This window comes from Sorangium sp. So ce590, from assembly GCF_051521365.1.
Taxonomy (GTDB): Bacteria; Myxococcota_A; Polyangia; order Polyangiales; family Polyangiaceae; genus Sorangium.
Genome location: NZ_CP150346.1, coordinates 1,340,706 through 1,365,996, shown reverse-complemented (window position 1 = coordinate 1,365,996; position 25,291 = coordinate 1,340,706). Strand labels below are relative to the sequence as shown.

General features: G+C 71.4%; 22 protein-coding genes. 12 read left to right on the top strand and 10 right to left on the bottom strand.

All coding sequences use genetic code 11. The features are described from left to right. Positions 1–9: 9 nt before the first annotated feature. Complete coding sequence (locus WMF28_RS05000; RefSeq protein WP_437600897.1) at positions 10–1,200, top strand: methylated-DNA--[protein]-cysteine S-methyltransferase; 1,191 nt, start codon at positions 10–12, stop codon at positions 1,198–1,200. Positions 1,201–1,535: 335 nt separating this feature from the next. Further along, a complete protein-coding gene (locus tag WMF28_RS04995) occupies positions 1,536–2,258 on the top strand; it encodes a glutathione peroxidase (protein WP_437600895.1) in 723 nt (240 codons plus the stop codon). A gap of 130 nt (positions 2,259–2,388) precedes the next feature. On the opposite strand, the gene WMF28_RS04990 is transcribed toward WMF28_RS04995, so the two are convergent. Then, positions 2,389–4,182 (bottom strand): AMP-dependent synthetase/ligase, encoded by a 1,794-nt coding sequence (locus WMF28_RS04990; RefSeq protein WP_437600893.1) that lies wholly within the window; start codon positions 4,180–4,182, stop codon positions 2,389–2,391. Between the two features lie 237 nt (positions 4,183–4,419). Here WMF28_RS04990 and WMF28_RS04985 point away from each other — a divergent pair, with 237 nt between their 5' ends. From WMF28_RS04985 to WMF28_RS04965, 5 genes are all read left to right on the top strand, one after another. Beyond that, positions 4,420–4,578 carry a hypothetical protein gene (locus WMF28_RS04985; protein ID WP_437600891.1) on the top strand — a complete coding sequence of 53 codons (159 nt, stop codon included), beginning with the start codon at positions 4,420–4,422 and terminating at the stop codon, positions 4,576–4,578. A 67-nt stretch (positions 4,579–4,645) separates the two neighbouring features. After that, entirely contained in the window at positions 4,646–4,996 is a 351-nt protein-coding gene (locus WMF28_RS04980) for an ArsR/SmtB family transcription factor (protein ID WP_437600890.1), read from the top strand. Continuing rightward, positions 4,993–5,478: an SRPBCC family protein gene (locus WMF28_RS04975; protein WP_437600889.1), complete on the top strand. Its 486-nt coding sequence runs from the start codon at positions 4,993–4,995 to the stop codon at positions 5,476–5,478. The genes WMF28_RS04980 and WMF28_RS04975 overlap by 4 nt, the downstream gene beginning before the upstream one ends. Before the next feature lie 293 nt (positions 5,479–5,771). Next, a complete protein-coding gene (locus WMF28_RS04970) occupies positions 5,772–6,224 on the top strand; it encodes a hypothetical protein (RefSeq protein ID WP_437600888.1) in 453 nt (150 codons plus the stop codon). Between the two features lie 57 nt (positions 6,225–6,281). After that, positions 6,282–6,839 carry a nuclear transport factor 2 family protein gene (locus WMF28_RS04965; RefSeq protein WP_437600887.1) on the top strand — a complete coding sequence of 186 codons (558 nt, stop codon included), beginning with the start codon at positions 6,282–6,284 and terminating at the stop codon, positions 6,837–6,839. Positions 6,840–6,911: 72 nt separating this feature from the next. Here the strand turns inward: WMF28_RS04965 and WMF28_RS04960 are convergent, their stop codons facing one another. From WMF28_RS04960 to WMF28_RS04945, 4 genes are all read right to left on the bottom strand, one after another. Beyond that, positions 6,912–8,315, bottom strand: coding sequence for a right-handed parallel beta-helix repeat-containing protein (locus WMF28_RS04960; RefSeq protein WP_437600886.1), 1,404 nt, complete (start codon positions 8,313–8,315; stop codon positions 6,912–6,914). A gap of 58 nt (positions 8,316–8,373) precedes the next feature. Further along, complete coding sequence (locus WMF28_RS04955; protein ID WP_437600885.1) at positions 8,374–9,705, bottom strand: DUF2403 domain-containing lipoprotein; 1,332 nt, start codon at positions 9,703–9,705, stop codon at positions 8,374–8,376. Positions 9,706–9,912: 207 nt separating this feature from the next. Next, complete coding sequence (locus WMF28_RS04950) at positions 9,913–10,299, bottom strand: NFACT RNA binding domain-containing protein (protein WP_437600884.1); 387 nt, start codon at positions 10,297–10,299, stop codon at positions 9,913–9,915. Between the two features lie 15 nt (positions 10,300–10,314). Beyond that, a complete protein-coding gene (locus WMF28_RS04945) occupies positions 10,315–11,298 on the bottom strand; it encodes a lysophospholipase (RefSeq protein ID WP_437600883.1) in 984 nt (327 codons plus the stop codon). A 119-nt stretch (positions 11,299–11,417) separates the two neighbouring features. Between WMF28_RS04945 and lon the strand changes: the two genes are divergently transcribed. After that, positions 11,418–13,829 carry an endopeptidase La gene (lon, locus tag WMF28_RS04940; RefSeq protein ID WP_437600882.1) on the top strand — a complete coding sequence of 804 codons (2,412 nt, stop codon included), beginning with the start codon at positions 11,418–11,420 and terminating at the stop codon, positions 13,827–13,829. Between the two features lie 94 nt (positions 13,830–13,923). Here the strand turns inward: lon and WMF28_RS04935 are convergent, their stop codons facing one another. The 4 genes from WMF28_RS04935 to WMF28_RS04920 are packed head-to-tail and all read right to left on the bottom strand — an operon-like array spanning position 13,924 to position 18,121. Next, on the bottom strand, positions 13,924–14,685 hold the full coding sequence (locus tag WMF28_RS04935; RefSeq protein ID WP_437600881.1) for a hypothetical protein: 762 nt from the start codon (positions 14,683–14,685) through the stop codon (positions 13,924–13,926). Positions 14,686–14,688: 3 nt separating this feature from the next. Continuing rightward, complete coding sequence (locus WMF28_RS04930; RefSeq protein WP_437600880.1) at positions 14,689–16,014, bottom strand: PAAR-like domain-containing protein; 1,326 nt, start codon at positions 16,012–16,014, stop codon at positions 14,689–14,691. Beyond that, positions 16,011–17,117 (bottom strand): 3-oxoacyl-ACP synthase, encoded by a 1,107-nt coding sequence (locus WMF28_RS04925; protein ID WP_437600879.1) that lies wholly within the window; start codon positions 17,115–17,117, stop codon positions 16,011–16,013. Before WMF28_RS04925 ends, WMF28_RS04930 begins: the two co-directional genes overlap by 4 nt. Beyond that, entirely contained in the window at positions 17,099–18,121 is a 1,023-nt protein-coding gene (locus WMF28_RS04920) for a DUF2169 family type VI secretion system accessory protein (RefSeq protein WP_437600878.1), read from the bottom strand. Before WMF28_RS04920 ends, WMF28_RS04925 begins: the two co-directional genes overlap by 19 nt. A gap of 139 nt (positions 18,122–18,260) precedes the next feature. Between WMF28_RS04920 and WMF28_RS04915 the strand changes: the two genes are divergently transcribed. The 4 genes from WMF28_RS04915 to WMF28_RS04900 all read left to right on the top strand — a co-directional run bounded on the left by WMF28_RS04915 (position 18,261) and on the right by WMF28_RS04900 (position 24,046). Next, positions 18,261–20,423: a type VI secretion system Vgr family protein gene (locus tag WMF28_RS04915; protein WP_437600877.1), complete on the top strand. Its 2,163-nt coding sequence runs from the start codon at positions 18,261–18,263 to the stop codon at positions 20,421–20,423. Positions 20,424–20,501: 78 nt separating this feature from the next. Further along, complete coding sequence (locus WMF28_RS04910) at positions 20,502–21,815, top strand: TIGR02270 family protein (RefSeq protein WP_437600876.1); 1,314 nt, start codon at positions 20,502–20,504, stop codon at positions 21,813–21,815. An 87-nt stretch (positions 21,816–21,902) separates the two neighbouring features. Continuing rightward, positions 21,903–23,381: a DUF2169 domain-containing protein gene (locus tag WMF28_RS04905; protein ID WP_437600875.1), complete on the top strand. Its 1,479-nt coding sequence runs from the start codon at positions 21,903–21,905 to the stop codon at positions 23,379–23,381. Between the two features lie 101 nt (positions 23,382–23,482). Continuing rightward, complete coding sequence (locus WMF28_RS04900) at positions 23,483–24,046, top strand: hypothetical protein (protein WP_437600874.1); 564 nt, start codon at positions 23,483–23,485, stop codon at positions 24,044–24,046. Positions 24,047–24,391: 345 nt separating this feature from the next. On the opposite strand, the gene WMF28_RS04895 is transcribed toward WMF28_RS04900, so the two are convergent. Then, positions 24,392–25,285 carry an N-acetylmuramoyl-L-alanine amidase family protein gene (locus tag WMF28_RS04895; RefSeq protein ID WP_437600873.1) on the bottom strand — a complete coding sequence of 298 codons (894 nt, stop codon included), beginning with the start codon at positions 25,283–25,285 and terminating at the stop codon, positions 24,392–24,394. Positions 25,286–25,291 lie beyond the last annotated feature (6 nt).

Here is a 25,291-nt window from a genome sequence, read left to right as displayed (position 1 = left end):
CCGACCCCCATGACGGCACACGGTTTCCTCCTCTTCGATACGGCGATCGGCCGGTGCGGCATCGCGTGGGGCACGCGCGGCATCACCCTCCTGCAGCTCCCGGAGGGGCGCGAGCAGAACACGCGCGCGCGCCTGCTGGAGCGCGTCCCCGACGCCGCGCGCGAGGCGCCGCCCCCGCCCGACGTGCAGCGCGCGGTCGACGCGATCGTCGCGCTCCTCCGCGGCGAGGCGAGCGATCTGTCCGGCGTCGCGCTCGACATGGAGCGCGTGCCGCCGTTCCACCGCCGCGTCTACGAGGTCGCGCGCACCATCCCGCCGGGCGCCACGCTGACCTACGGCGACATCGCGGCGCGGCTCGGGTCGCTCGGCGCGGCGCGCGCCGTGGGGCAAGCGCTCGGGCGCAACCCGTTCGCGATCCTCGTGCCGTGCCACCGCGTGCTCGCCGCCGGCGGCAAGGTCGGCGGCTTCTCCGCGAACGGCGGCGTCACGACGAAGCTCCGCCTCCTCTCGATCGAGAGCGCCCGGGCGGCCGGCGCGCTCCAGGCCGACGACGGCGGCGGCGGCGCCCTCGGCTTCGATCCGGCCGTCGCCGTCGAGCGCCTGCGCGCGTCCGACGCCGCCCTCGCGCGCCTCATCGATGCGGTCGGGCCCTTCGGGATGCGGCTCGACAGGACGTCGAGCCTCTTCGTCGCGCTCGCGGAGTCGATCGTCTACCAGCAGCTCACCGGCAAGGCCGCGGCGACCATCTTCGCGCGCGTGCGCGCGCTCTTCGCCCGCGCGCACGAGGGCCCCACGCCCGAGCAGATCCTGCGCGCCTCGGACGAGAAGCTCCGCGCCGCCGGCCTCTCGCGCGCGAAGCTCCTCTCGCTGCGCGACCTCGCGCGGAGGGCGCAGGACGGCGAGCTCCCCACGCTCGCCGAGGTCCACGGCATGGAGGACGAGGCGATCATCGAGCGCCTCACCCAGGTGCGCGGCATCGGCCGCTGGACGGTGGAGATGCTCCTCATGTTCCGCCTGGGCCGCCCCGACGTGCTGCCCGTGGACGACTACGGCATCCGCAAAGGTTTCGCGATCGCGTTCAAGCTGCCCGACCTGCCGGCGCGCAAGGACCTCGAGCGGCGCGGCGAGCGCTGGAAGCCGTACCGCACGGCGGCGAGCTGGTACCTCTGGCGCGCGGTGGATCTGGCGCGGGGCGATTGACCGGCGGCCTGCTCGCGCGCCGCTGCGGGGGCTCGCGGGCGGCGTCCCGAGCCGGCGCGGCGCGGCCGGGCGGCTCGCCTTGTCCCGGGAGAGCGGCCCTGCGTCGCGGTCGCCTGTCGGGCGCGCTCCGGCGCCGGGCGGCTGCAGAAACGCCACAGCGGGCTGTGCAGCATGGCGCGCGGGCGCCCGAGATGACGCGCGACGGCTGGCCGGCGTCGAAGGTCGGGGTTAAGTTCTCGCCGGCCGCAGAGCGCCACGTGGAGCGCCGCACGACGTTGAACAAGCCGTTGCCGTTCCGATGGCAACGAGGAGCTCACTGGAGGAGCAGGACAGTCATGTTGAAGAACCTCGAAGGGCAGCGCGTTCCGGATGTCACGTTTCGCACACGGATCGACGGTCAGTGGAAGGACGTGACCACCAAGGACGTGTTCGCGGGCAAGAAGGTGGTGGTGTTCGCGCTGCCGGGCGCCTTCACGCCGACCTGCTCGAGCAGCCATGTGCCGCGCTACAACGAGCTCGCGGACGAGTTCAAGCGGCGCGGGGTGGACACGGTCGCGTGCGTGTCCGTGAACGATGCGTTCGTGATGGATGAGTGGTGCAAGAACCAGCACGCGGACAAGGTCCAGTTCCTGCCCGACGGGAACGGGGAGTTCACCGAGAAGATGGGCATGCTCGTCGACAAGGCGAACCTCGGGTTCGGCAAGCGCTCGTGGCGCTACTCGATGCTCGTCGACGACGGCGTGATCAAGAAGATGTTCATCGAGCCCGAGGTGGAGGGCGATCCCTTCGACGTGTCGGACGCCGACACGATGCTGAAGTACCTGGATCCGTCGTCGAAGGCGCCGCACGACGTGCTGCTGTTCACGAAGCCCGGGTGTAGCTACTGCGCCAAGGCGAAGCGGCTCCTGGACGAGCGGAACGTGCCCTACGAGGAGGTGGCGGCCTCGCCGCGCCGGCTGCGTGCGGTGAGCGGCAAGTCGTCGACGCCGCAGGTCTTCGTCGACGGGAAGTACATCGGCGGGGCCGACGATCTCGAGGCGTACCTCGCGAAGGGCTGATTCTCGACATCGCCCCTGAGGCCCGCTCGCACAAAGAGGCCGCCAAGCCCCCTTCTCCTCCAGCCATCTTGGCGGCCCCCTCTCCTTCCTCCACTTCCGATCTGAACGGCGCCCGAGGGGCTCACCCGCTTCAGTCAGAGTACATCTGGTCGATCAGAGCGCGGAAGCGCTGCTCGATCACGTCGCGCTTCATCTTGAGCGTCGGCGTCATCTCGCCGTCCTGCACCGAGAACTCGCGGATGAGGACCGTGAACTTCTTGATCTGCTCGAAGCTGGCGAGCTCGGCGTTCAGCGCGTCGATGTGCGCCTTCACCTGGCCGACCACCTCGGGGCTCGTGATCGCGGCGTCGCCGCTCAGGGCGCCGCCGCCCTTCAGCTCGGCGAGCTTCACCTCGGTCAGGGTGATCAGCGCCGAGAGGTACTTGCGGCCGTCGCCCACCATGCACACCTGACTGATGATCTCCGCCGCCTTGAGCTTCTCCTCGATCGGCAGCGGCGCGATCATCTTGCCGCCGGAGGTCTTGAGGATCTCCTTCTTGCGACCCCGGATCTTGAGCTGCCCGCGCTCGTTCCACTCGCCGAGATCGCCCGTGCGCAGCCAGCCGTCCTCGAGCGCCGCCGCGGTCGCCGCCTCGTCCTTATGATAGCCGACGAACACGTGCCGGCCGCGCGTCAGGATCTCGCCGTCCTCGGCCAGCTTGAACTCCATGCCAGGCACGGGCTTGCCCACCGTGCCCGCGCTCTCGACGCCCGGCTCGGTCATGCAGATGACGCCCGTCGACTCGGTCTGGCCGAAATCCTCGAGGATCTCGAGGCCCAGCGCGCGGAACCACGTCGAGATGTGCGGCGCGAGCGCCGCCGCGCCCGAGGCCAGGATCTCGGCCTTGCCCAGGCCGAGCGCGGCGCGCACCTTGCTCAGCACCAGCTTGTCGGCGAGCTTGAGCTGCAGGGCATCGAGCGGGCTCGGCGCCCGCTTCGCGTACTTCGCCTCGGCCACGCGGGCGCCGACGGCGAGCGCCCACTCCGCGAGCTTCTTCTTGGCGCCCTTGCCGCCGCGCACCTTCGCCATCACGCCTTCCATCATCTTCTCCCAGAGCCGCGGCACGCAGAGCAAGAGCGTCGGCTGCACCTCGGGGAGCTCGACCGAGACGTTCTCGAACTTCGAGCAGAAATTGACGGTCGAGCGCTGGGTGATGCCGACCCCGACGTTCTGCAGCTTCTCGGCGATATGGCAGAGCGGGAGGAACGAGAACATCGAGCCACGCGCGAACGGCAGGCCCCAGTACTTCGCCGCGACGTCGGACGTGTAGGCCAGGTTGTCGTGCGAGAGCATCGCCCCCTTGGGGTTGCCCGTCGTGCCCGACGTGTAGATCAGGAACGCGCCGGCCCCGGGCTCGATCTTCGCCAGGTAGTCGGCGTAGGTCTTCGCGCCCGGCTGCTGCGCGAGCGCGCGGCCCTCGGCCAGCGCCTGGTCGTACGAGATCGCCTTCGGAGAGATCGACGTGTCGCCGTCGAAGACGAGGATCCACCGCACGCTGTCAGGGACGGCGCTCTCGCCCTTCTCGCCGGAGATCTTCTGAAAATACTCCTTGTTTTGCACCGAGAGCAGCGTCGCCTCGGTGTGCGTCAGGATGTACTGGATGTCTTTCGCCGTGGAGTTCGGATAGAGCCCCGCCGACTTGCCCCCGACGAGCAGCGCCGCCAGGTCGGCGTGCACCCACTGGGGGCAGTTGTACGAGAGAATCGCGCCGATCTGGCTCGCGTCGAAGCCCTTCGACTCGAGGAACAGCGCCAGATGGTGAACCCGGTCACGGAAGTCACGCGCGGTCAGCGCCTTCCATTCGCCCTGGGATTTGTAGCGCTGGGCCGGCGCGTCAGGAGATTCGTTGGCCCACTGATCCAGACGATGGAGAACGGTGCTCATGGCATCTTCCTGCGGCCCAGGGCCTCTCGGGGGTGATCGGAGCCCAGGATGCGGGACCCGCCGGGGCATTGTCAATCCGCGTCAAGAGCCCGGGGAGGCCACGCTTCACGGTGGCCGCCGTGCGCCACGACCTGATACGGCGCCGATACGGGGCCTCACCTCGCGTAGCCCTCCCTGCCGCACGTCCCCGAGCGCCGTCGGATCGTCCGGCGGCTCGGGGCAGGCGGCTTCGGGATCGTGTACGAGGCGCTCGACCGCGAGCGCGGCGAGCACCTCGCCCTGAAGACGCCCTCGACGCTCCGGGCCTCCCCGGCGAGGGCCGCGGTGCGCGCCGCCGAGCTCGACCTCACCTGGACCCCGGCGCGACGATCCGCGGCGCGACCCTCGCCGAGGTGACGAGGCCCCCCCACCGCGCGGAAAATATTTACTTGCGCATATATACACTAACGTGCATATTAAACGCATGCCCAGCTCGGAGCTGTTCGAAGTGCTGGCCGACCCGACGCGGCGTCTCCTCGTGGAGGCGCTGCTCGACGGCGAGCGCGCGGTCGGTGAGCTCGTCGAGCGCGTCTCGATTCAGCAGTCCGGCGTCTCGCGCCACCTGCGCATCCTCGGGGAGGCCGGCTTCGTGGCGGTGCGGGCGGAGGGCACAAAGCGGCTCTATTCGCTGCGCCCGGAGCCTTTCCGACAGCTCGACGACTGGGTGGGGCGCTATCGGTCGCTCTGGGAGAAGCGCCTGGATCGGTTCGGCGAGGCGCTCGAAGCGAGACGAACGGCGCGCAATACCAGCCTCAAGAAAGGACGAAGTGAATGAACGCGACAGTCGAAAGAGCCAGCATCCTCGTAGAACGCACCTACCCGGCCTCGGTCTCCGAGCTCTGGGAGCTCTGGGCGACCAAGGACGGCTTCGAATCCTGGTGGGGCCCGGAGGGATTTCGGGTCGAGGTCCACGCGCTCGAACCGAAGGAAAACGGGCTCCTCCATTACTCGATGATCGCCGACGCTCCGGAGATGATCGAGGCCATGAAGCGCGGCGGGCAGCCGACGTCCCACGAGGTGCGCGCCCGCTTCAGCGCCTTCTCGCCGCAGGAGACCCTCACCATCACGAGCGTCATCGACTTTCTCCCGGGCGTCGAGGCTTACGAGAGCCATATCGACGTCCTCTTCACCCCGCTGGCGCACGGCGCCCACATGGCCGTGACGCTCCACGCGATGCACGATCCGCACTTCACGGAGATGCAGAAAGCCGGCTTCACCAGCCAGCTCAGGAAGCTCGACAAGCGCTACACGAAGTGAGGGTCCCCTCGCGGGACGCTCCCCGGCTCCGGCGGCGCCTCGCTCGCGCGTCCAGCGGGTCGCGCCGGCGGCGGGGCCGGGCGGGGGTGGCGACGATCCGCAGAAGGACTGCTCCACGCTGGGTGCCGTCGGGTCGGCAGGAGCGGAGGAGGTCGTCCTCCGCGCCAGCGCGCGCACGCGGCCTTGGCACACCCGGGACGCCGATGTCACGCCACGTCAGCCGCCGCGGCCTGCGCCCTTGCAGGAACGCGACGGGTACATGCATTGCAACAAGCGCTGGCCGGAGGAACGAGATGCCAAACACGAGATGGATGGTCGCAGCGCTCCTGCTGGTCGGCTGCGGCGGGGCCGACCTGCCCGAGGGCTGGGAGAACGCGGAGGCCATCGAGGGCCTCACCCAGAGCGAGTGCACGGCGAGCGCGTACGACGAGACGGTGAAGGAGGCGCTCCTGGCGACGGCGGAGCGCGGCGCCGTTCGCCTCGAGTACCGCGCTGCGCACTTTCGCTGCGAGCAGGAGGTGGAGGGGTTCGTCCGGAGGGCCGGCGGCAGGGTGGACGTGCTCGTGCAGCCGGCGGACATGGATCCGGGCGCCGTGGCCGGGTGCGACTGCCGCTATGACGTCGGCATGGCGATCGAGGGCCTGAGCGAGGGGACCGTCAACGTCGCGCTGTATCGCCGCTGGGACAACCTCAACGAGCCGAACGATCCGGAGAAAGTCGGCTCCACCGAGGTGCAGATCCCCTGAGGGGCCTTGGCTGACAAATCCCCTCATTCTGTGTTCGTTTCCAGCGAAAAACTGAACATGAAGACGGGAAAGCAAGAATGTTTTCCAGAGATTTCGCTTCCCGTCTCCCTGTCTTCACGTGAATTTACCGAAAATTTGAGGGGATTCCTCAGGTCAGTGACAGCAAAGAGGTCGACGCTCTCCATGAAAAAAGCATGCATTTTCCTGGCTCTTGCCGGAACGCTATCCGCTTGTCAGCCAAATAGACCCGATAGTCCCGAAGAGCTGAAAGCGGTGATCGAAGCATATTTCGACTGCATCAGCCGAAAGGACTTTGCACGAATGAGAGCGCTGACAACGCCTGACTTTATCCTATTCGAGAACGGAAAAGTCATAGACCACGATGGCCTGATCGATATCATCAAGAAGTCCCCGATAGTCAAAGCCGACTACTCATTCGACAATTTCAAGATCAACGTCGACAACAACTCAGGAACCGCAGTCTATTTCAATCACGGTGAATTTGTAACGAATGACTCAAGCCAACTTACGCGCGACTGGCTGGAGAGCGCGATCTTCAAAAAAGTTGGGAATGAGTGGAAGCTGCACTTTGCACATTCAACGGTCAGAAAATAGACTCGACGCTTCGCGCTCGAGGCGAAGACCGCCTCCGGCGGCATGATTTCTGGAAAGGGGAAAGGGATCGGATCAGCGGCGGCGCCTGCGCGCCGAGCGGAGAGCGGCGATCGACGTGAGCGCAGCCGACGCGAGCCAGCCTGCCCCCGCACCGCGCTCAGACCCGGCCGCGCGACAACCGCAGCCACCGTCCTCGCCCGCATCGACGAGGTTGCCGCCGCTCGAGGTGTCGCCCCCTGCGCCACCGCTGCCCGGCGTGCCCCCGCCCGGCCCACCGCCGCCCACGCCACCGCCGCCCACGCCGCCGCCCTCGACATCACCGTTGAGCTCGTAAGCGCCGACGTCGATGGTGCCCACCGTCCTGCGGCCGATGGCGCCCGCGGGGTGCACGTAGTGGTGCCTGGGGGTCAGCTCGAACCCCTCGGCCTGCCCCGGCGCGACGCCCTTGTCCACGGCCGGCGAGCCCGCCCGCAGGCGGTAGTCGAAGCCCGCCGGGTCGACGAACATCGCGTCCCCCTGAACGTTGCCCTCCTGCACCGCATCCGCCTGCGTGACGATCGTCCCGGGCCCGACGAAGAGGTTGTTGCGCACGATCGCCGGCGCGACACCGGTGGCGATGTTCATGAACGTGCCGCCGCTCTGGCGATCGTTCACGAACGTATTGTTCACGACGAAGAGCGACTGGCTCGGGTTGGAGGCGCCCTCGACGGCGTAGGTGATGATCCCGCCGTTGTCGGTGCTCGGGCCCTGCTGGATGAGGTTGCCGAGGAGGATCGTCTTGCCGCCGTTGGGCACGTCGATCTCGTAGCTGTTGTTCCCATCCTCGCCCGTGATCCGGTTGTAGAGGATGTGGTTCTCGAGCGCGCGCGTCTTGAGCAGATGGCCGATCTTCGCGTGGTGCGAGTAGTTGTACCGGAAGACGAGCTTGTCGACGTGGTTGATGTACACGTTGTGCGACTGGCCGTCCCCGAAGCCGTTGTTCGCGAACTCGGTGGTTTCGATGAGGATGGTGCTCCCCTGCTTGTCGCCCGCGAGGATGCCGTCGTCGTTGTCGTGGAAGTAGCACCCGCGCACCGTGAGGTTCACGCCCTCCTGGCGGATCCCGGCGCCGTTCTGATCGGGCACCGTGGCGCCGCTGAACTCGATGTTCTCGACCACGGTGTCATCGCCCTGGATGACCCAGATCGCCTTGCCGCCGGAGCTCTTCCCGGCCGCGTCGATCTTCGCGCGTCCCCCCACGCCGCGCAGGGTGAGGCCGTTCCCGGGGATCGCGCAGACGTCGCCGTCGTAGCTGCCGGCCGCGTCGATCTCGATGACGTCGTTGTCCGCCGCCGCCGACACGGCCTGGCAGGGCGTCGCGTACGTCTCGCCGGGCCCGACCGAGAGCGTCGCCGCCGAGGCCGCCGGGCTCGCCGCGACGATGAACAGAAGCGCCGCACCCGAACCGAGGGAACCACGAATCAGACGCGTACCCATCGAGAGCTCCTTGCCGAACGTTCACTTCATGTCGCTGGCGTTGCTCGGTTTCATGGGCTCACTCCGGCAGGCGCATCGACAGCATGGCGTCGATCGCGCCGCGCGAGAGCCCGCCCGGCAGATCCGGGAGCATCTCGGCGGCGGCCGAGGGGATCCGCTCGGGGTGGATGACCGCGACCTGGATCGCGCGCCGCGCCTCGTCGAGCAGGATCATGAAGTAGCGATCGCCGATGGGCCGTCGCCACGTCGGACAGCCGTCCGAGCGCCCGCCGGCCTCGATGACAGGCCCCTTCTCGTAGGCCTCCTGCGCGCACGCGTCCACGACCTCCACGTCCTCGGCGAGCGCGTCGCGATCACAGCCGGCCCCGCAGACGCTGCCGCCGACGTGCCCTTCCTGGTACGAGCGGACGCCGGTGCTCATGAACTCGCGGTTGCTGTACTCGTTGTTGTCCATCACGACCTCGAAGACGTTGATCTCGCCGCAGCCGTCGCCGACCGTGCCCGTCTTCGAGTAGCAATTGCAGAGCCCGTTCCACTTGCGGCCGCCGTCGCGGATCAGCTCGGACGCGACGAACGCGACCCACGGGCCGGGGTGGCCCTGCCCGCCGCCGTCGCATTTCTCGACGTCCGCGTCGTCGAACGTCATCGAGGCGAGGAAGACGACGAGCTTCGAGCCCGCCCAGCCGAGGTGCAGGATGCCCGGGTCATCGGGGCAGTAGTAGTCCTCGCCGTCTCCGCACTGGAAAGGCTTGTCCTGCGCGAAATAGGTGACGCAGTCCTTCTTCGTGAGGTCGCCCGTGAAGTCGGCGGACGTGTTCTGCCCCTCCGTGACGAGCAGGTTCGAGCCCACGCCGCGCCTCGCGTCCCACGACGAGACCATCTGCCAGGCGGCCGGGTCGCCGCCGGGCTGGTAGACGGCGAGCTGCTTCACGCGGATGGCCTTCATGATGAGGGTCATCTCCTCGTCGAACGGAGCGAGCCTGTCGCTCGTCGTGTGATGCTCCGTCATGCAGCAGTGCCCGCCCCAGGTGTCGTCGCCGTCCTTGTAGTCGCACGCCGGATCCCCGGGATCGCGGTCGATGCGGCGAGGCCACCCGCCGGGCGCGCCGATATTCGTGAACGTCATCGTCCCGCCGCGCGTCGGCGTGCTCGGCTCGGGGACGTGGGGGCCGAGACCTCCGCCGGCGCCCGTCGCGCTGCTGGACGGGCCTCCGCCGGCGCCCGTCGCGCTGCTGGACGACGGGCCTCCGCCGGCGCCCGTCGCGCTCGTGGAGGGCCCTCCGCTCGCCTTGCCTCCGCCGCCGCCCTCTCCTCCGAGGTCGCCTCCGTCACCGCAGGCGCACGCGAGGAGGACGAGAGCAGCCTGCGCGAAAAACGAGGAGCGCTTCATGTCCATGAGTGTTCCTGGAGCGCGCTGGTTCCGTGATGAAAAACGGCGGGGTCAGCGCCGGTAGGTCATCGCAAAGCCCACATTGGCTCCGAGAGGCTCGCCGCCGCGCGCGCCGAGAGGGCGCCCGCCGGGAGCAGGAGTTGCCGGCATCAGGTAAGAGTTACCTGGCCCGGTCGTGCAAAGCAGGTCGAGCCGCCGTCGCTCAGCTCACCCCGGCTCGCGCCCCGGGACCTCCGGCCGCACGCGCACGCTCTTCCACCGCGCGAGCTGCACGAGCCCGGCAGGGGCGCCGCGCGGCTTGCTCACGTCGGCGACGCGGCAAACGTGGACCTCGACCTTGGCGGCGCCCCGCGCCTTCGAGTACCACGCGGCGGCCGCGGCGGCGCGCTCGACCACCTCGCGCGGGACCTCCACGCGCTCCGGATTGCGCACGATCACGTGGCTGCCCGGCGTGCCGCCGGCCACGTGCAGCCAGAGGTCGTGCGGCTCGGCCACCTCGAAGGTGAGCGCGTCGTTGTCCTCGTCGCCGCGGCCGATGAGCACCTCGAAGCCATCGATCGTGAGCGTGCGGTACGGCCGCCCCTTGCTGCCCATCCCGGCCCTCCGCCGTCAGTTGGTCGCGGCGCCGGCGCCCGGCCGCGCGGGCCGCGCAGGGGCGGCCGCCTCGGTCTTCACCTCGGCGGCGAGCCACGCGAGCAGGTCCCGCACGACCTCCTCGCGGTTGATCTCGTTCAGCATCTCGTGGCGCCCGCCGGCGTAGAACCGCGGCGTCACCCGGCGGAGGCCGGCGGCGCGGTACGCCTCGATCATCTGGCTGACGCCCCTGAGCGGACCGCCGACCGGATCGCGGGAGCCGGAGAAGACGTAGAGGGGCAGATCCTTCGGGATCCGCGCCTGCCGCTCGGGCCGCGCGATCTCCACCATCGCGTCGAGCAGGTCGACCCACAGCGACGTCGTCGCGGGGAAGCCGCAGTGGGGATCGGCCATGTACCCGTCGACCTCGGCGCGATCGCGAGAGAGCCAGTCGAAGGACGTGCGCGTCGGCGCGAACAGCTTGTTGAAGCCGTCGAAGCTCATCGACTGGAGGACCCGGCTCTTGCCGCGCTCGCCCAGGCGCCGCCGCTCCGCCCGCGCGAGGAGCCGGCCCGCGTCCACGAGCGCGCTCGGCTTGCCCGAGGCGCCCGAGAGCACCGCGCCCTGGATCGCGCCCCCGTGCTCGATCAGGTACTCCTGCGCGAGCGAGGAGCCCATGCTGTGGCCGAAGAGCACGACCGGCCGGCCCGGGTGCGCCTCCTGCTCCCGGGCGATGAGCTGCGCGAGATCGCGGACGACCCGCTGGAACCCGCCCTCGCTCGCGAAGAAGCCGAGCTCGCCGCTCCCGCGCGCCGTCCTGCCGTGGCCGCGGTGGTCGTTCGCGTAGACGGCCCACCCGGCGGCGCAGAGCGCCTGCGCGAGGCGCGCGTAGCGGCCCGCGTGCTCGGACATGCCGTGGGCGATGTGGAAGATGCCGCGCGCGCCCTCGTCCGGGAGCCAGCGGTACACGAAGAGCTCTCGACCGTCGTCCGCCTGAAACGTGAAGGTGTCCGCGGGCATCGGGAGCGGACCCTACCACCGCTCCGCGCGCGACTGACCACGATTCTCGATGCTTCCGCGCCGAAAGGAGTTTTCGGTACGGTCCTCCGTGGCATGAGGTTCGCACGACGCTCGGGACCATGTCCGAGCGCCGATCGTTGCCCGTGCTCTCGTTGCGCGACACCGTGCTCTTCCCTGGGATAGCGACGCCCATCACGGTCGGACGGCTCAAGACGCTCCGCGCGGTGGAGGCCGCCCTCCGGATGGAGGGAGAAGACAAGCGCATCTTCGCGGTCGCCCAGCGCGACGCCGCCGAGGAGCCCACCGCGGGCGGCCTCTTCTCGATCGGCGTGATCGCCCGCATCACCCAGGTGCAGCGCTTCGGCTCGGGCCTCCAGCTCGTGCTCTACTGCGAGCGGCGAGCGGCCGCGCCCCGCTACACCGAGGCCGACGGCGTGATCCGCGCCCCGGTCATCGAGCTCGCCGATCTCCCCCTCCGTCCAGAGGAGGAAAGCGCCCTGGAGGCGCTCTCCCGCGAGGTGCGCGAGCGCGCCGTCGAGTACGGCCGCCACCGCGGCGCGCCGGAGGACGTGCTCAAGCAGTTCGCCGGCAGCATGTACGGCCCGGCCGAGCTCGTGAACCACATCGCCTTCTATCTGGACCTCTCGACCCCCGAGAAGCAGGCGCTGCTCGAGATCCTCTCGACGGAAGAGCGGATGCGCAGCCTCGCGCTGCACCTCTACCGACAGATCGGGATCGTGGAGACCCAGGAGAAGATCCGGACGACCGTCGAGGAGGAGCTCGGCGAGCGGCAGCGGGAGATCTACCTGCGCGAGCAGCTGCGCGCGATCCAGAAGGAGCTCGGCGAGGAGGACGACGAGAACGCCGCGGCACGTCTGGAGCACAAGCTGCAGCGGGCGAATCTCCCGGCGGAGATCCTGCAGGAGGCCCGGCGCGATCTGGCGCGGCTGCGGCGCATGGGACGGGAGACATCGCCCGAGGCGCAGGTGCTGATGACCTGGCTCGAGTGGGTGGCGGATCTGCCCTGGAACCAGCGGACCGACGACCACGTCGATCTCGATCGGGCGCGGGCGATCCTCGACGAGGATCATCACGGCCTGGGCGACGTGAAGGACCGGGTGCTCGAGTTCCTGGCCGTCCGCAAGCTGCGCGTCGAGCAGGCGCGGGGCGAGGGCGAGCGGAGCCGCGCGGTGTCCCGCGGCCCGATCCTGCTCTTCCTCGGTCCGCCCGGGACCGGCAAGACGTCCATCGCGGAGTCGATCGCGCGTGCGCTCGGGCGCAAGTACGTCCGCGTCTCGCTGGGCGGGGCGCGCGACGAGGCGGACATCCGAGGCCACCGTCGCACCTACGTGGGCGCGATGCCGGGCCGCATCCTCCAGGGGATCAAGCGCGTGGGCTCGAAGAACCCGGTGATCGTCCTCGACGAGGTCGACAAGCTCGGCGCCTCTTTCCAGGGCGATCCCGGCGCCGCGCTGCTCGAGGTGCTCGATCCGGCGCAGAACGACGGCTTCGTCGATCACTACCTCGGCCTGCCGTTCGACCTGTCCGAGGTGCTGTTCATCTGCACGGCGAACTTCCGCGAGACGATCCCGGCCCCGCTGTTCGACCGGATGGAGACCGCGCTGTTCGCCGGATACACGGAGCAGGAGAAGCACGAGATCGCCCGGAAGTACCTGCTCCCCCGCCAGCGAAAGGAGTGCGGGCTGCGCGAGGATCAGCTGCGCGTGACGAGCGCCGCGCTCGGCGAGATCATCAGCGGATACACGCGCGAGGCGGGCGTACGGCAGCTCGAACGGACGCTCGGCGCCCTGGCGAGAAAGGCCGCGCGCCGGATCGCGGACGGCGAGAGCGAGCGGGCTGTGGTCGGCGCCGAAGCTGACGTGAAGGAATTGCTCGGTCGCGCGAAGATGCGCCTAGAGCGGAGATTGCAGCACGATCAGCCGGGTGTCGCGACCGGCATGTATTACACGCAGATGGGTGGTGACATCATGCACGTCGAGGCGAGCGTGATGCCTGGCAAGGGCGATTTCGTCCTGACGGGGCAGCTCGGCGACGTCATGAAGGAGAGCGGCCGCGCGGCGCTGAGCTACGCGCGCGCGCACGCGGCGGAGCTCGGCGTGCCGCTCGATCGGCTGCTGCGGCGCGACGTTCACATCCACGTTCCGGCGGGGGCGGTGCCCAAGGACGGTCCGAGCGCGGGCGTGACGATGGCGGTGGCGCTCGTGAGCGCCCTGTCGGGCAGGCCGGTGCGGAGCGACATCGCGATGACCGGGGAGATCACGCTGCGCGGGACGGTGCTGCCGATCGGGGGGATCAAGGAGAAGGTGCTGGGAGCCCACCGGGCGGGGATCTTCGAGATCCTGATCCCGGCGGACAACGAGGCGGATCTCGACGATCTGCCCGCCGAGGTGCGGAGCTCGCTGGAGTTCTACCTGGTGAGCACGCTCGACGAGGCGATCGCGCTCTGCTTGCGGCTCCGCACGATCCGCCTGGAGCCGCCCGAGGAGATGCCGCACGCGCGGGCGTCCTGAGGCCGGGGCGCGGGCGGCGCGCGGGCGAGGCGATGGCGCGCCGGCCTCCGGCCGATGAAGAGCCCTCTCTCGAGGCGCGCGTTCTGGAACGGGCTCAGCGGCGGTCGGCGCCGCCGGCGCTGGCTGCAGCGGCCCCTCGCCACTCGGTCAGCCCGGCGGAATCCTCGACGATGGCCTGGAAGCTCCGCAGCTTCCCGGCGTCACGCATCCCGACACGGATGGAGAAGCCCGGATCGTCGGGGCGCCGGTAGAGCAGGATGGCCGCGTCTTCCCGCTCGAACAGGAGGCAGCGCCGCGCATACGGCAGCCGCGTGAACCCCAGCCGCTCGAAGATCACGGCCGCGTCCTCGGCGCTCGGAGGCGCGCCCGCCGGCCCGTTCGCGGAGAGATGCTCGGCGCGGTGAGGGAAGGTCGGGAGGTGGACGTTCCTCATGGCCAGCACGAAGAGCATCTCCCGGAGGCTCACGAACCGCCGGGTGAGGCGCGTCTTCCACGTCTGCTCGCCGAAGGGAAAGCGGACCACCTGGCAGTCCTCGGCCCCGGACGGGGCGTCGAGATCGAGGAAATAGTGCTGCCCATCCGGGGAAGCGTCGCCGAAGACATAGAGAAAGCGGCGCGGCGGCATCCATGGGGCCAGGTCATAGAGCTCCGCGATCCTGGAAGGATGGTACTCGTGAAGGCCCTCGAGCATCGGACCGCCCTCGGCGCCCATCGCCACCGCAAAGGATCGGTAGAAGCCCGGGCAAGGGCGGCCGAAGCGGTCCTCGAGCTCGTCGAGCCGCCAGTCGTAGACGCCCTGGACCCGGCCGCGGTACCCCGGCGCGTAGCGGTCGAGGAGCGAGAGGAGCTCTTCCATCGCTCAGGCACACTCCGCGTGGTTATTGCAGAGCATCTCCGGGACGAGCGCCTGGCAGGTCTCGCACGAGGGCACCGACTCTTCGTGCTGGAACTCCTGCAGGCCCCGCTTGCTCTCTCCGTCTTTCGTCTTCGTGTACGTGACCTTGACGAGCTTGCCGAGGGGCGAATACCACTTCTCCGACATGGTCTTGACCTTGTGTCCCCCCGCGCCTCCCGCCTGGAGGAGCTTGGGAGCGGCGCAGTCCCAGACATTGCGGTCCATCTTCTCGAGGGCGCTCTTCTGTCGTTCGCTCTGCGTGAAGCCGTCGACGAGCTCGAACGTCCTGGTGGCCTTCACGGCGTCCTTGAAGCCGGGTGTGACCTCGCCGGAGGCGGCCGCGAGCATCTTGGGGCTCTTGTCGCACTTGCAGATGCACGCCCCGATCATATAGGATTTCGTGTACGTGCCGGATTTCTCGTCCTCACCGAGGACAGGGGACATCTCCGCGAGTTTTTTGTTGATCTCGCGGAGCTCCTTCGAGAAGGCCTCGGTCGCGATCTCGGCCTCTTTCCTGATGGCCTTGATCTCGCCCTCCTTCTTCAGGACCTCTTTGTTGGCGTCGTTGTAGGCCTTGCCGAGCTTGGCCTTGTCCTCCGCGGGCGCCTTCTGGAGGGCCACCAACGCGGATGCGGCGGTGTCCTTCAGCTTCTTCAACGTCTCGCTCTCGTTGTCGGCCTTCAGCTCGAACACGGCCCGCTTCTCCCGCCGTTCCTCCAGGAGGCCGAGGCACTTGCGCAGGAGCGCCTCTTGCGCGCGGAACCTGTCCCGGAGCTCCTTGAAGAGGGCGAGCAGCGTCTCCACGACAGCGCTCGTCTCGTGAACCCGGTGGTTGTCGATCGACTCCCCGCACACAGCGCACGGCGCGTCGTCGCCATAGGCCAGCCCCGTGCTTCCGTTCGAGATGAACGCCGTGTTGAAGGTGTTGCCGTTGTGCAGGGCCGGGTCGAGGAAGCGCGCGACGCCCTTGCCCTCCACCTTCACGTCCATGCTCGACCCGCTCCAGGTCAGCTTGCCCTTGATCTTCGACGAGATGACGCCCCCGGCCGCCCCCGGCTCGTCGCCCGTGCTCGTGCTGAGCTCCGAGCTCTCCAGGGCCACGGGGTTGCCCGCGATGCTCGTCTGCTTGCTGCCCTTGGCGAGCATCGCGTCCTGCGCCGTGTTCACGAACGGCGTGGGCACCGGGCCGGCCGGCGTGGGCACCTTGCAGACGTCCGGCGGCGCCGCGATGTGCGTGAGGCCGTCGCCCTGATGCAGGACCAGCCGGCCATTCGCAAAGACGTTGCTCATCGCCCCTCTCCTCCGTCGGCGCCCCCGAAGACCGCCTCCACAACGCAGGCCCCCACGCGCCCCCCGCGGCCCCGCCCGCCGTCCGCGCTGCCGTACACGAGCGTGCGCGGCGCCCGCCCCGCCGCCTGCGCCCGCCTCCGCCGCCGGTGGAGCGCCGCGGCCAGCATCACCGGCGCGGCGCCCGCGCCCGCGTCGCCCAGCCACTCGCCCGCCGCGCGCAGCGCGAGCGGCTCCGGCATCAGCGCGGCGTTGCGCAGGTACGCGCGCGAGAGCTCCGTCGCCCAGAACGACTCGCCCGGCTGGCAGCTCATCACCTCGTCCACGCGCCGCGCCCCCGCCGCCTCGTCCCCCCGGAGCGCGCGGAGCACGCCCGTGAGCCCGTCGGCCGCGCTCGGCACCCGCGACGCGAACGGCGCAGGCTCGGCCCCGAGCGCGACGCCCAGCACCACGCCCAGCGCCTCGAGGCCCATCGCCGCGGCCCCGGGGCGCGCCACGACGACAAAACCCGCCGCCTCCCCCGGGATGCGCCCGTCGCGGTTCTGCGCGGAGAGGTGCAGCCGCGCCGCCGAGAGCGCCGAGAGCGAATCCGCGTCGCAGAGCGAGTCGACGGCGCCCACCACCGCCATGGAACCGACCCGGCCCGCGCGCAGGTCCCCGAGCGCCGCGGAGAGCGCCTCGAAGAAAGCCGCGCGCCCGCCGTCGAACGCCCCGGTCAGCACGAGCGCGCCCCCCGCCTGCCCCGGCGGCGCGGCCTGGAGCGCGGCCAGGAGCGACTCGCGCGCCACCGGCGCGCCCAGCCCCGGCTCCGGCAACCCGAGGTAGAGCGGCACCCGCCCCGTCGGGGAGGCCTTGAGCCGCTCCCGCACCCCGTCCAGCGCAGCGCGGCCGAGCGCGATCATCCGCTCCGTGCGGGTGGACGACGGATCGAGCGTCGAGAGCCGCGACGCGCGCACCGGCTCGCCGTGGGCGCCCCGCTCCGCGGTCTCGGCGAAGCGGGCGAGCCCCGCCCGCATCGACGCGAGCGTCATCGCCTCGGTCGTCCCGACCGGCGTGCACAGCCCGAGGCCCACGACGCGCTCGCCGCTCACGGCGCGTGCTCCCACGGCTCCAGCAGGCGGACGGTGGTGCCCTCGTGCCCGGCGAGCTCGCGGTGGGCCGCGAACGTCGCGCGGTAGACGAGCGAGACGCGCCGCTCGTCCGGCTCCAGGTAGACAGCGTCGAGCGTCATCAGCCGCCGCTCCATGCGCCGCGCGAAGGCGCACTTCGCGACCACCCGGCACACGGGCAGCGAGAACGCGATCGGGCCGTCCGGCGAGACGCCGTCGAGGAGGACCGGCTCGCCGCCGCGGAGCCGCGGCGAGGCAGAGAGGCCGCGCGGCGCCGCCTGGAAGAAGCGCTCATCGAAATCGGCAGGCCAGAGCGGGGCGCGCCGCTCGACCCACGCCGCGTCGTACGTGCCCGCGAGCCCGAGGCGCGGCTGCCAGCTCCGGGCCACCGGGCCGAAGCCGCACGGCGCAGGCCGGTCCGACCAGCCCTCGATGAGCGCGTCGGGGTCCTCGATGAACGGCAGCGGGCGGCCCTGCGCGTCGCGCTCGCTCGCATGGAGGCCCATGCCCACCGGGTTGCGCGCGTCGTACGCGCCGGCCGCCGCCCCGCCGAAGCTCTGCTCGTAACGGAGCGGCATCGACCTGAAGGGCTCCGGGCTCGAGGGGGAGAGCCCCGCCCTGCCTCGCTGCCAGACGCGCGCGCCGAAGACCAGCGCCCGCTTCTCGAGCCGGCCCACCCGGACCGCGACCGGCGCCGTGGCCGCCCGCCTCCCCCCGGCGGTCCATGCATGGCCATGGAGCAGCACGTCCGTCATCGGGCGCGTGTACGCGGCCTCCGATTCATAGCGAAGGCTCGACGCCCCGGGCTCGCCCCAGTACGCGTCGACCGCGCGCGGCGCGGGCTGCTCGTCGCAGAGGCGCAGCGGCCCGGCGGCGGGCCGCCCCGGCGCGGGCAGGACGAAGCTGCCGGCGACGACGACGACGAGACATTCCGCGCCATCCCGGGTGAGCGAGGGGAAATCGGCGGCCGCGAACGGGGTGAGGTTGTCGAGGGCGGGCATCCAGCCAGTGACCGAGGATGATTTCAGACTCGCCGGCCCACGACAAGCCGCTCGACACCGCCCCGCACGAACCATGTATCATCGGGCCGCTCGCGTGCGCGCGCTCCCGTGCGCTCGCCTCTCGGGAGGAGCGGGACCCGTGCACACATTCCAGATCGAAGGGGTCGACGAAGATCTCCGGGTCGTCCGCTTCGAGGGGCAGGAGGCCGTCTCCGAGCTCTTCCGGTTCGATATCACGCTCGTGAGCCGCGCGGGCGAGCTCGCCCTCGACAGCGCGGTCGGCAAGCGCGCGTCGCTCACCTTCAGCGTCAGCGAGGACGTCCGCCACGTCCACGGGATCGTCGCCCATTTCGAGCTGGGAGAAGAGGGGAAGAAGCTCACCACCTACAGGGCCGTGCTGGTGCCCGACGTCTTTCGCCTGCTCCACCGGCGCGACAGCCGCATCTTCCAGGAGCTCTCGGTCCCCGACATCCTGAAGAAGGTCTTCGACGCCGCCGGCGTCGCCCCGGGCGAACGCCGCTTCTCGCTCCAGAAGAGCTACGCGCCCCGCGAGTATTGCGTGCAGTACCGCGAGACCGACTGGGCGTTTGCCTGCCGGCTGATGGAGGAAGAGGGCATCGCCTACTGGTTCGATCACGACGCGAGCGCACACGCGCTCGTGCTCTGCGACGCCCCCTCGGCCCACCCCCCGATCGACGGCGAGGCGACGATCGTGTTCCGCCCCCCGCTCGGCGCGCTCGTCAGCGGCGAGCACGTCTCCCGCTTCCGCTACGCCGAGCAGGTCCAGCCCGGCAAGGTCACGCTGCGCGACTACAACTTCAAGAAGCCGGCGCTCTCGCTGGAGAGCTCCGAGCAGGGCGAGCGCGACGACGACCTCGAGATCTACGATCACCCCGGCGATTACGACGCGCCGGGCGCGGGGCGGGAGCGCGCGCGCGTCCGCCTGGAGGAGCTCGCGGCGAAGCGCCGCATCGCCGAGGGCGAGGCTGCTTGCCCCCGCCTGCTCGCCGGCCGCACGTTCACGCTCGCCGAGCACCCGCGCGACGACGTGAACCAGGCTTACCTCCTCGTCCGCGTCGAGCACAGCGGCCACGAGCCCGCCATGGAAGCCGTGGCGAGCGAGGACAGGCCGCCCTGTGAGACCCGGTTCCAGGCCATCCCCGCCGACGTCCCGTTCCGCCCGCCGCTCGTCACCCAGAAGCCCGCGATCAAGGGCATCCAGACCGCGATCGTCACCGGCCCCGCGGGCGAGGAGATCTACACGGACGAGCACGGGCGCATCAAGGTGCAGTTCCACTGGGACCGGCAGGGCAAGCGGGACGAGCGCAGCTCGTGCTGGATCCGGGTGAGCCAGACGTGGGCCGGCGGCGCGTGGGGCGCGGTCGTCCTGCCGCGCATCGGCCACGAGGTCGTGGTCGATTTCATCGAGGGCGACCCGGATCGCCCGCTCGTCGTCGGCAGCGTCTACCATGGCGCCAACGTGCCGCCGTACCCGCTGCCCGCCGAGAAGACGAAGAGCACCCTCAAATCGAACAGCTCGCCCGGCGGCGACGGCTTCAACGAGCTCCGCTTCGAGGACCGGAAGGGCTCCGAGGAGATCTTCCTCCACGGCCAGAAGGACTGGAACATCGTCGTTCGCAACGACAAGACCCAGGACATCGGCCGCGACGAGGCGCTCCACGTCGCCCGCGACAGGACGAAGCGCGTGGACAACGATCAGCGCGAGATCGTCGGCGGCCACAAGACCATCGACGTCACGAAGACGCACACCGAGAGCATCGGACAGGACGAGCGCCTCGACGTCGGCGGCGACCGGAGCGTCTCGGTGTCGGGCAGCCACGCCGAGTCGATCGGCGAGGACCAGTCGATCGACGTGGGCGGCGGCCAGAGCGTCTCGATCGGCAAGTCGGCGTCGATCTCGGTCGGCAAGAGCAAGAGCGAATCCGTCGGCGAGGCGAGCGACGAGACGGTCGGCAAGAGCAAGTCGGTGAGCGTGGACGAGGCCTACGCCATCACGGTCGGCAAGGACATGACCGTCACGGTCAGCAAGAGCGCGAGGGACGAGATCGGCGAGAACAAGGCCGTCATCGTGGGCAAAGAGCTCACCCTCCAGGTCGGCGACGCGCAGATCGTGATCAAGCAGAGCGGCGACATCGTGGTGCAGGGAAAGCAGCTCGTCGTGAAGGCCGACGGCCCGATCCAGGTGCAAGGGCAGAAGCTCGCGGTGAAGTCCGACGGCGACGTGAGCGTGCAGGCCTCGGGCAACGTGAGCGTCAAGGGCGGCAAGATCGGGATGAACTGACGGCGTGTCCGATCGAGGCCGCGGGTCGAGCAGAGGAGAGCGCATGGCGAGGCGGGCGAGCGGGAGCGGAGCGGCGGCGTGCGCCGGATCCTGGGCGGCTCGGTGCAGATCGACGGACCGCGCGGGCATCAGCGGATGAGCTCGACCCTCGAAGCCTCGCTGTGCGAGGAGCACGCGGACCAGGCGGCGTTCCTGTGGCTCCTCCGGGATCGCGCCGCCCGGAGCGCGGCCTACGATCTCGATGATCTGGCCGGGCTCGACGACCGGCTGGAGGCGCACCTCGACGGGCTCAGGCTGGCGGGAGACGCGGGCTGGGAGGCGTGCCGCGCGCTGCTCGAGCGGGCCGAGGGGGGCGAGGTGTTCGGCGCGGCGGTCGTGGCGGTGCATCGCTGGGACCTGCGGGGGCTCGCGCGGGTCCTCGACGTGGGCGGCGGAGCGCCGGACGTGTCGCGGGGCATCGCGTCGGCGCTCGGGTGGACGTCGCTCGAGCGCGTGCGGCGCCTCCTTCCCGGGCTCGTCTCCGGCCGGTGCCCGCCGGCGCTGCAATGGCTCGGGATCGCGGCGTGCGCGGCGCACGGGGAGGACCCCGGCGCGCCGCTCGGCTACGCGCTGCTCGCGCGTGACGAGCGGCTGCGCGCGCGGGCGCTGCGGGCCGCGGGGCAGCTCGGGCGGGTCGACCTGCTCCCCGACGTGCGCGCGTCGCTCCGCGCAGGCGACGAGGCGTGCCGCTTCTGGGCGGCGTGGGCGGCGGCGCTGCTCGGCGAGAGCGCGTCCGCGCCGGTGCTCTGGGAGCTCGCGAACGGAGGCGGGCCGTTCGCGGCCGAGTCCGCGAGCATGGCGATGCGGCGGATGGACCCGGCCGTCGCGTCCACCTGGCTGCGCGCGCTGACGAGGTCCGCGCGGGATCCGCGGGCGCCTGTGGCGGCGGCGTGGGCGCTGGGCGACCCGGCGGGCGTGCCGTGGCTCCTGGAGGTCGCAGGAGATCCGGCCCTCTCGCGCCTGGCAGGTCACGCCATCGCGCTGATCACCGGGCTCGATCTGGCGGCGGAGCAGCTCGCGAGGAGGGCGCCGAGCGGCCTCCGCGCCGGGCCGACGGACGATCCGGAAGACGGGGTCGTGGCGATGGATCCGGACGAGGACCTGGCCTTTCCCGACGTCGCCGGCGTGGCGGCCTGGTGGCGCCGTCGCGCGGCGGAGTACAGGCCGGGGACACGGTACCTGCTCGGCCGGGCGATGACGCGAGAGGGGCTGGAGCAGGCGCTGCGGGAGGGCAACCAGATCGCGCGCGGGGCCGCGGCGGTGGAGCTGAGCTTGCGGGAGCGGGGGCGGGCGGTGTTCGAGGTGCGGGGGCCGGGCTTCGCGCAGCAAGAGGCGCTCGGGCAACGCGGATAGCGCGCGGCGCGCCTATCTCACGACCACCTCTCCAGGCTGCGCATCGTCCTCGCGCCGGGAGAACGCGGCGTGGTACTCCAGTGGACCGTGCACTCCGCTCGATGGCCTGTCGCGATAACGTCGCTCGGCCGCGCCTCGGCGGCGACGCTTGTCTGGCGGCTGCGGGGGCAGCGGTTCGTGACCGCGGTCGTCAAGGCGACGTTCGGGCTCGTCGCCGAGGGCACGGTGACGCTCGGCGAGCCGGACCCGATCGTGCCGGGCGAGGTGCCGGATCCCTCGGGCGTGGGGCTGCGCGCGGCGGGGGATCTGGCGCCGTACCTGCGCGAGGTGGACGTGCTGCTGACCGGACACGCCGGGGTGCCTCCGACGGTCGCGGGCGAGATCCTGGTCCGGCTGGTCGTGGTGCAGGAGGGGGCGCTGCGGCTCGACCGTTGCGTGACGCTCGACGGGCCCGCGCCGGGGGGCGAGGGGCCGAGGCGCGTGCGGGTGGACGGGATGGGGCCGCTGTCGCGCCGCTGGCCACGGCGCGCGGCGCTGCTCGGGACGGCGGATCCCGGTCGGCTCGAGGGCGTGGCGCTGGAGGTGCCCGAGGGGCTCGACTGGGGGTACTTCCAGGCGGCGCCGGCCGAGCAGCGGATGGAGAGGCTGCGAGGGGACGAGTGGGTGGTGCTGGGCGGCATGTTCGCGCAGCGCCCGCGGCTGCGGACGCAGCTCGCGGGCGCGCGGGGCGTCGCGCGGCTGTACCGGCGCGAGGAGCGGGCGCCGCGCGAGGGAGCGGCGCTGTCCCTGCGGGCCGATACCCTGCAGATCGACGCGGATCGGCGGTGCTGCTCGGTCGTGTGGCGAGGGCACGCGGCCGTGGGTGACGAGGATCTCGCGGCGCTCCGGGTCGTGGCCGGCGTGGAGCTGCCAGGCGAGGCGCTGCGGTGGGTCGACCCCTTCGTGCAGGAGGCGGGGCGAACGGCGTCGCCGCTCTCGGCGGCGTCCTTGCGCGCGACGCTGCGGCTGCCCGCCGGGGCGGCGCCGGTGGTGGGGCAGGTCGAGGACCATCCGCTCGAGGGGACGGTGGAGCCGCTGAGCGCGCGCGCGCGCAGGCCGGCGACGCCCTTCGAGTCCCTGCCCAGGCGCCCTCCGGCCGCGCTGCCCGCCAGCCCGGCGCTGCCGCGGGCGCCCGTGATCGAGGACGATCCGCTCAGAGCGACGGTGGAGGCGCTGGACCCGCCCGCGCGCAGGCCAGCGACGCCGTTCGAGTCCCCGCCCGAGCGCCCTCCGGCCACGCTGCAGGCCAGCCCGGCGCTGCCGCGGGCGCCCGTGATCGAGGACCATCCGCTCAAGGGGACGGTGGAGGCGTTGAGCCCGCCCGTGCGCGGGCCGGCGACGCCGTTCGAGGCCCCGCCCGAGCGCCCTCCGGTTGCGCCCGCGCCGCTCCCGGCGTCCGCGCCCGCTGCGCCCTCGATGCCCACGGCGGCAGCCCCGCCGATGCTGCCCCCGGAGCTCGCCGCCGAGCCCCCGGGCCTCGGCGACGCGTTCCTCTCCGCCATGGCCGAAGCGGGCGCCCTGCCCTGACGGTCGCGCGTCCCGCCTCGGATCGCCCCTCACGTCCGGGGCCTTCCTTGCGCGAGGGCAGGCTGATACGCTCGCGCGGGCCCGGGAAGGAGCATGGTGGTTTGAAGCGGCTGCTATCGCTGGGTTCGCGGCGCTTCGCGATCGAGCTCTCCGACCGCCGCGAGGGCGGCGCTGACCGGCTCGACGATCGCGCGAGGGCGGCCGCCTCGCTGCGCCAGCTCTTCGCCGAGCCGCAGAACCGCCCGGCGCTCCGGCGGCTGCTCGACGACGCCGCGCCGGCCGGCGCCGTCCACCGCCTGGCCGACGCCGACGTGCTCGACACGCTGAGCCGGCTGCTGCTGAGCGGCCGGGTGCGGCTCCGCGAGGCGCCCCTCCCCGGGCTGCCGTCCTACGGCGGCGACGCGACCAGCGTCGACGACCAGGCGCCCGAAGACGCCACCCCGCGCGCGCCGAGGACCGAGCTCACCTGGATCGAGATCCGCCTCATCGGCGAGGACGACAAGCCCATCCCGCGCGAGCGCTACCGGGTGGAGCTGCCCGACGGCTCGGTCCGGGAAGGATCGCTCGACGCCGAGGGCCACGCCCGGCTCGACGGCATCGAGGCGGGCGCGTGCCTCGTCACCTTCCCGGCGCTCGACCAGGAGGCCTGGGAGCGCGTGGGGTGACCGCGTAGACTCGCGCGGCGGCCACCGAAGCCGATCTCCTCCGCCGGTGACGTCCTCATATATCCGCCCTCGTCGGGCTCGCCGAGCACAGGCCGCTGCGCGACGCCGGGCAGGCCGAGCAGCTGGGGGAACTGCCCCATCAGGTGTGCAGCTTCGCGGTCTGGCAGCTCTCCTCCTCGAGCCGCGGATCCGGGACGACCACCTTGTCGACGCCGGGGACCCGCGTGAACGGGTCGCTCTGGAGACGGCCCATTCGGATCAAAAGCCCCAATGTCCCCCCGGGAAGTCAAGCGCCCGGCCCGCTCGGCAGCCGGGACGGGGGGCGCGCTGGCCACGGCGCGCGCCTCAGGTGGGCGGCTGGGAGGCCTGCGCGCCTTCGCCGCCGAGCGCGTCGGCCAGCGCGGCGGCGGCGGCGGCGGCGAAGGCGTCGAGCGTGGCGGGCTCGCTCCAGCGCGTGGCCTCGCGGGCGTCGAGCGCGTGGTGGGTCTCGACGAGGATGGAGGGCATCGAGGGGCGGCGCAGGACGAAGATCCGCTGTTCCTGGGGCCGCCGGTCGACGAAGACGCCTGGCTGGGCGGCGTCCGGGGAGTACAGGCCGCTGTAGCCGGCGCCGCTGTAGGGCAGGAGGCCCGCTTCCTCCATGCGCCGGGCGAAGGCGCGGGCGAGGGCGAGCCGGCGGGCGCCGAGGGCCGGGTCCCCCTCGTCGGACCAGAGCACCGCGAACCCCGGCGCGGCGAGGCTGAGCGGGCACGTGCGGCCTTTCACGGGCGACCACGTGTCGATCTTGCCGCGCACGTCCGAGTGCAGGCTGACGAAGGCCTCGGCGCCCCACCGGGCGGCGTCCTCGACGCGCACCGGGTAGGGCAACGGCCGGTCGACGGTCCTGCCCACGCGCGCCTCGAAGCGCCCCGTGGCGTTGAGCCGCTCGGCGAGCGCGTGCGCCGCGGAGAGCGTGAAGTCCTGCTCCTCGACGCAGAAGCAGGAGACGTTGCCTGTGTTGCCCGGGGCGCCGTGGCCCGCGTCGAGGTAGATGCGGCGGACCCCGAACTCCGGCGGGAACACGGCGGAGGGGGCGACGATGCGGGCTCCCGGGAAGGGCCACCCGCTCGGCGCGATCGGCAGCTTGAGGGCGCGCCGCGCCGCGGTGTCGCGCGGAGCGCCGGGGGCGAGCGCCCGTGAAAGGGCGGCGGCGCCGGCGGCGCCGGCGAGACCGAGGACGAGCTTCCTGCGCGAGATCACCGCGGC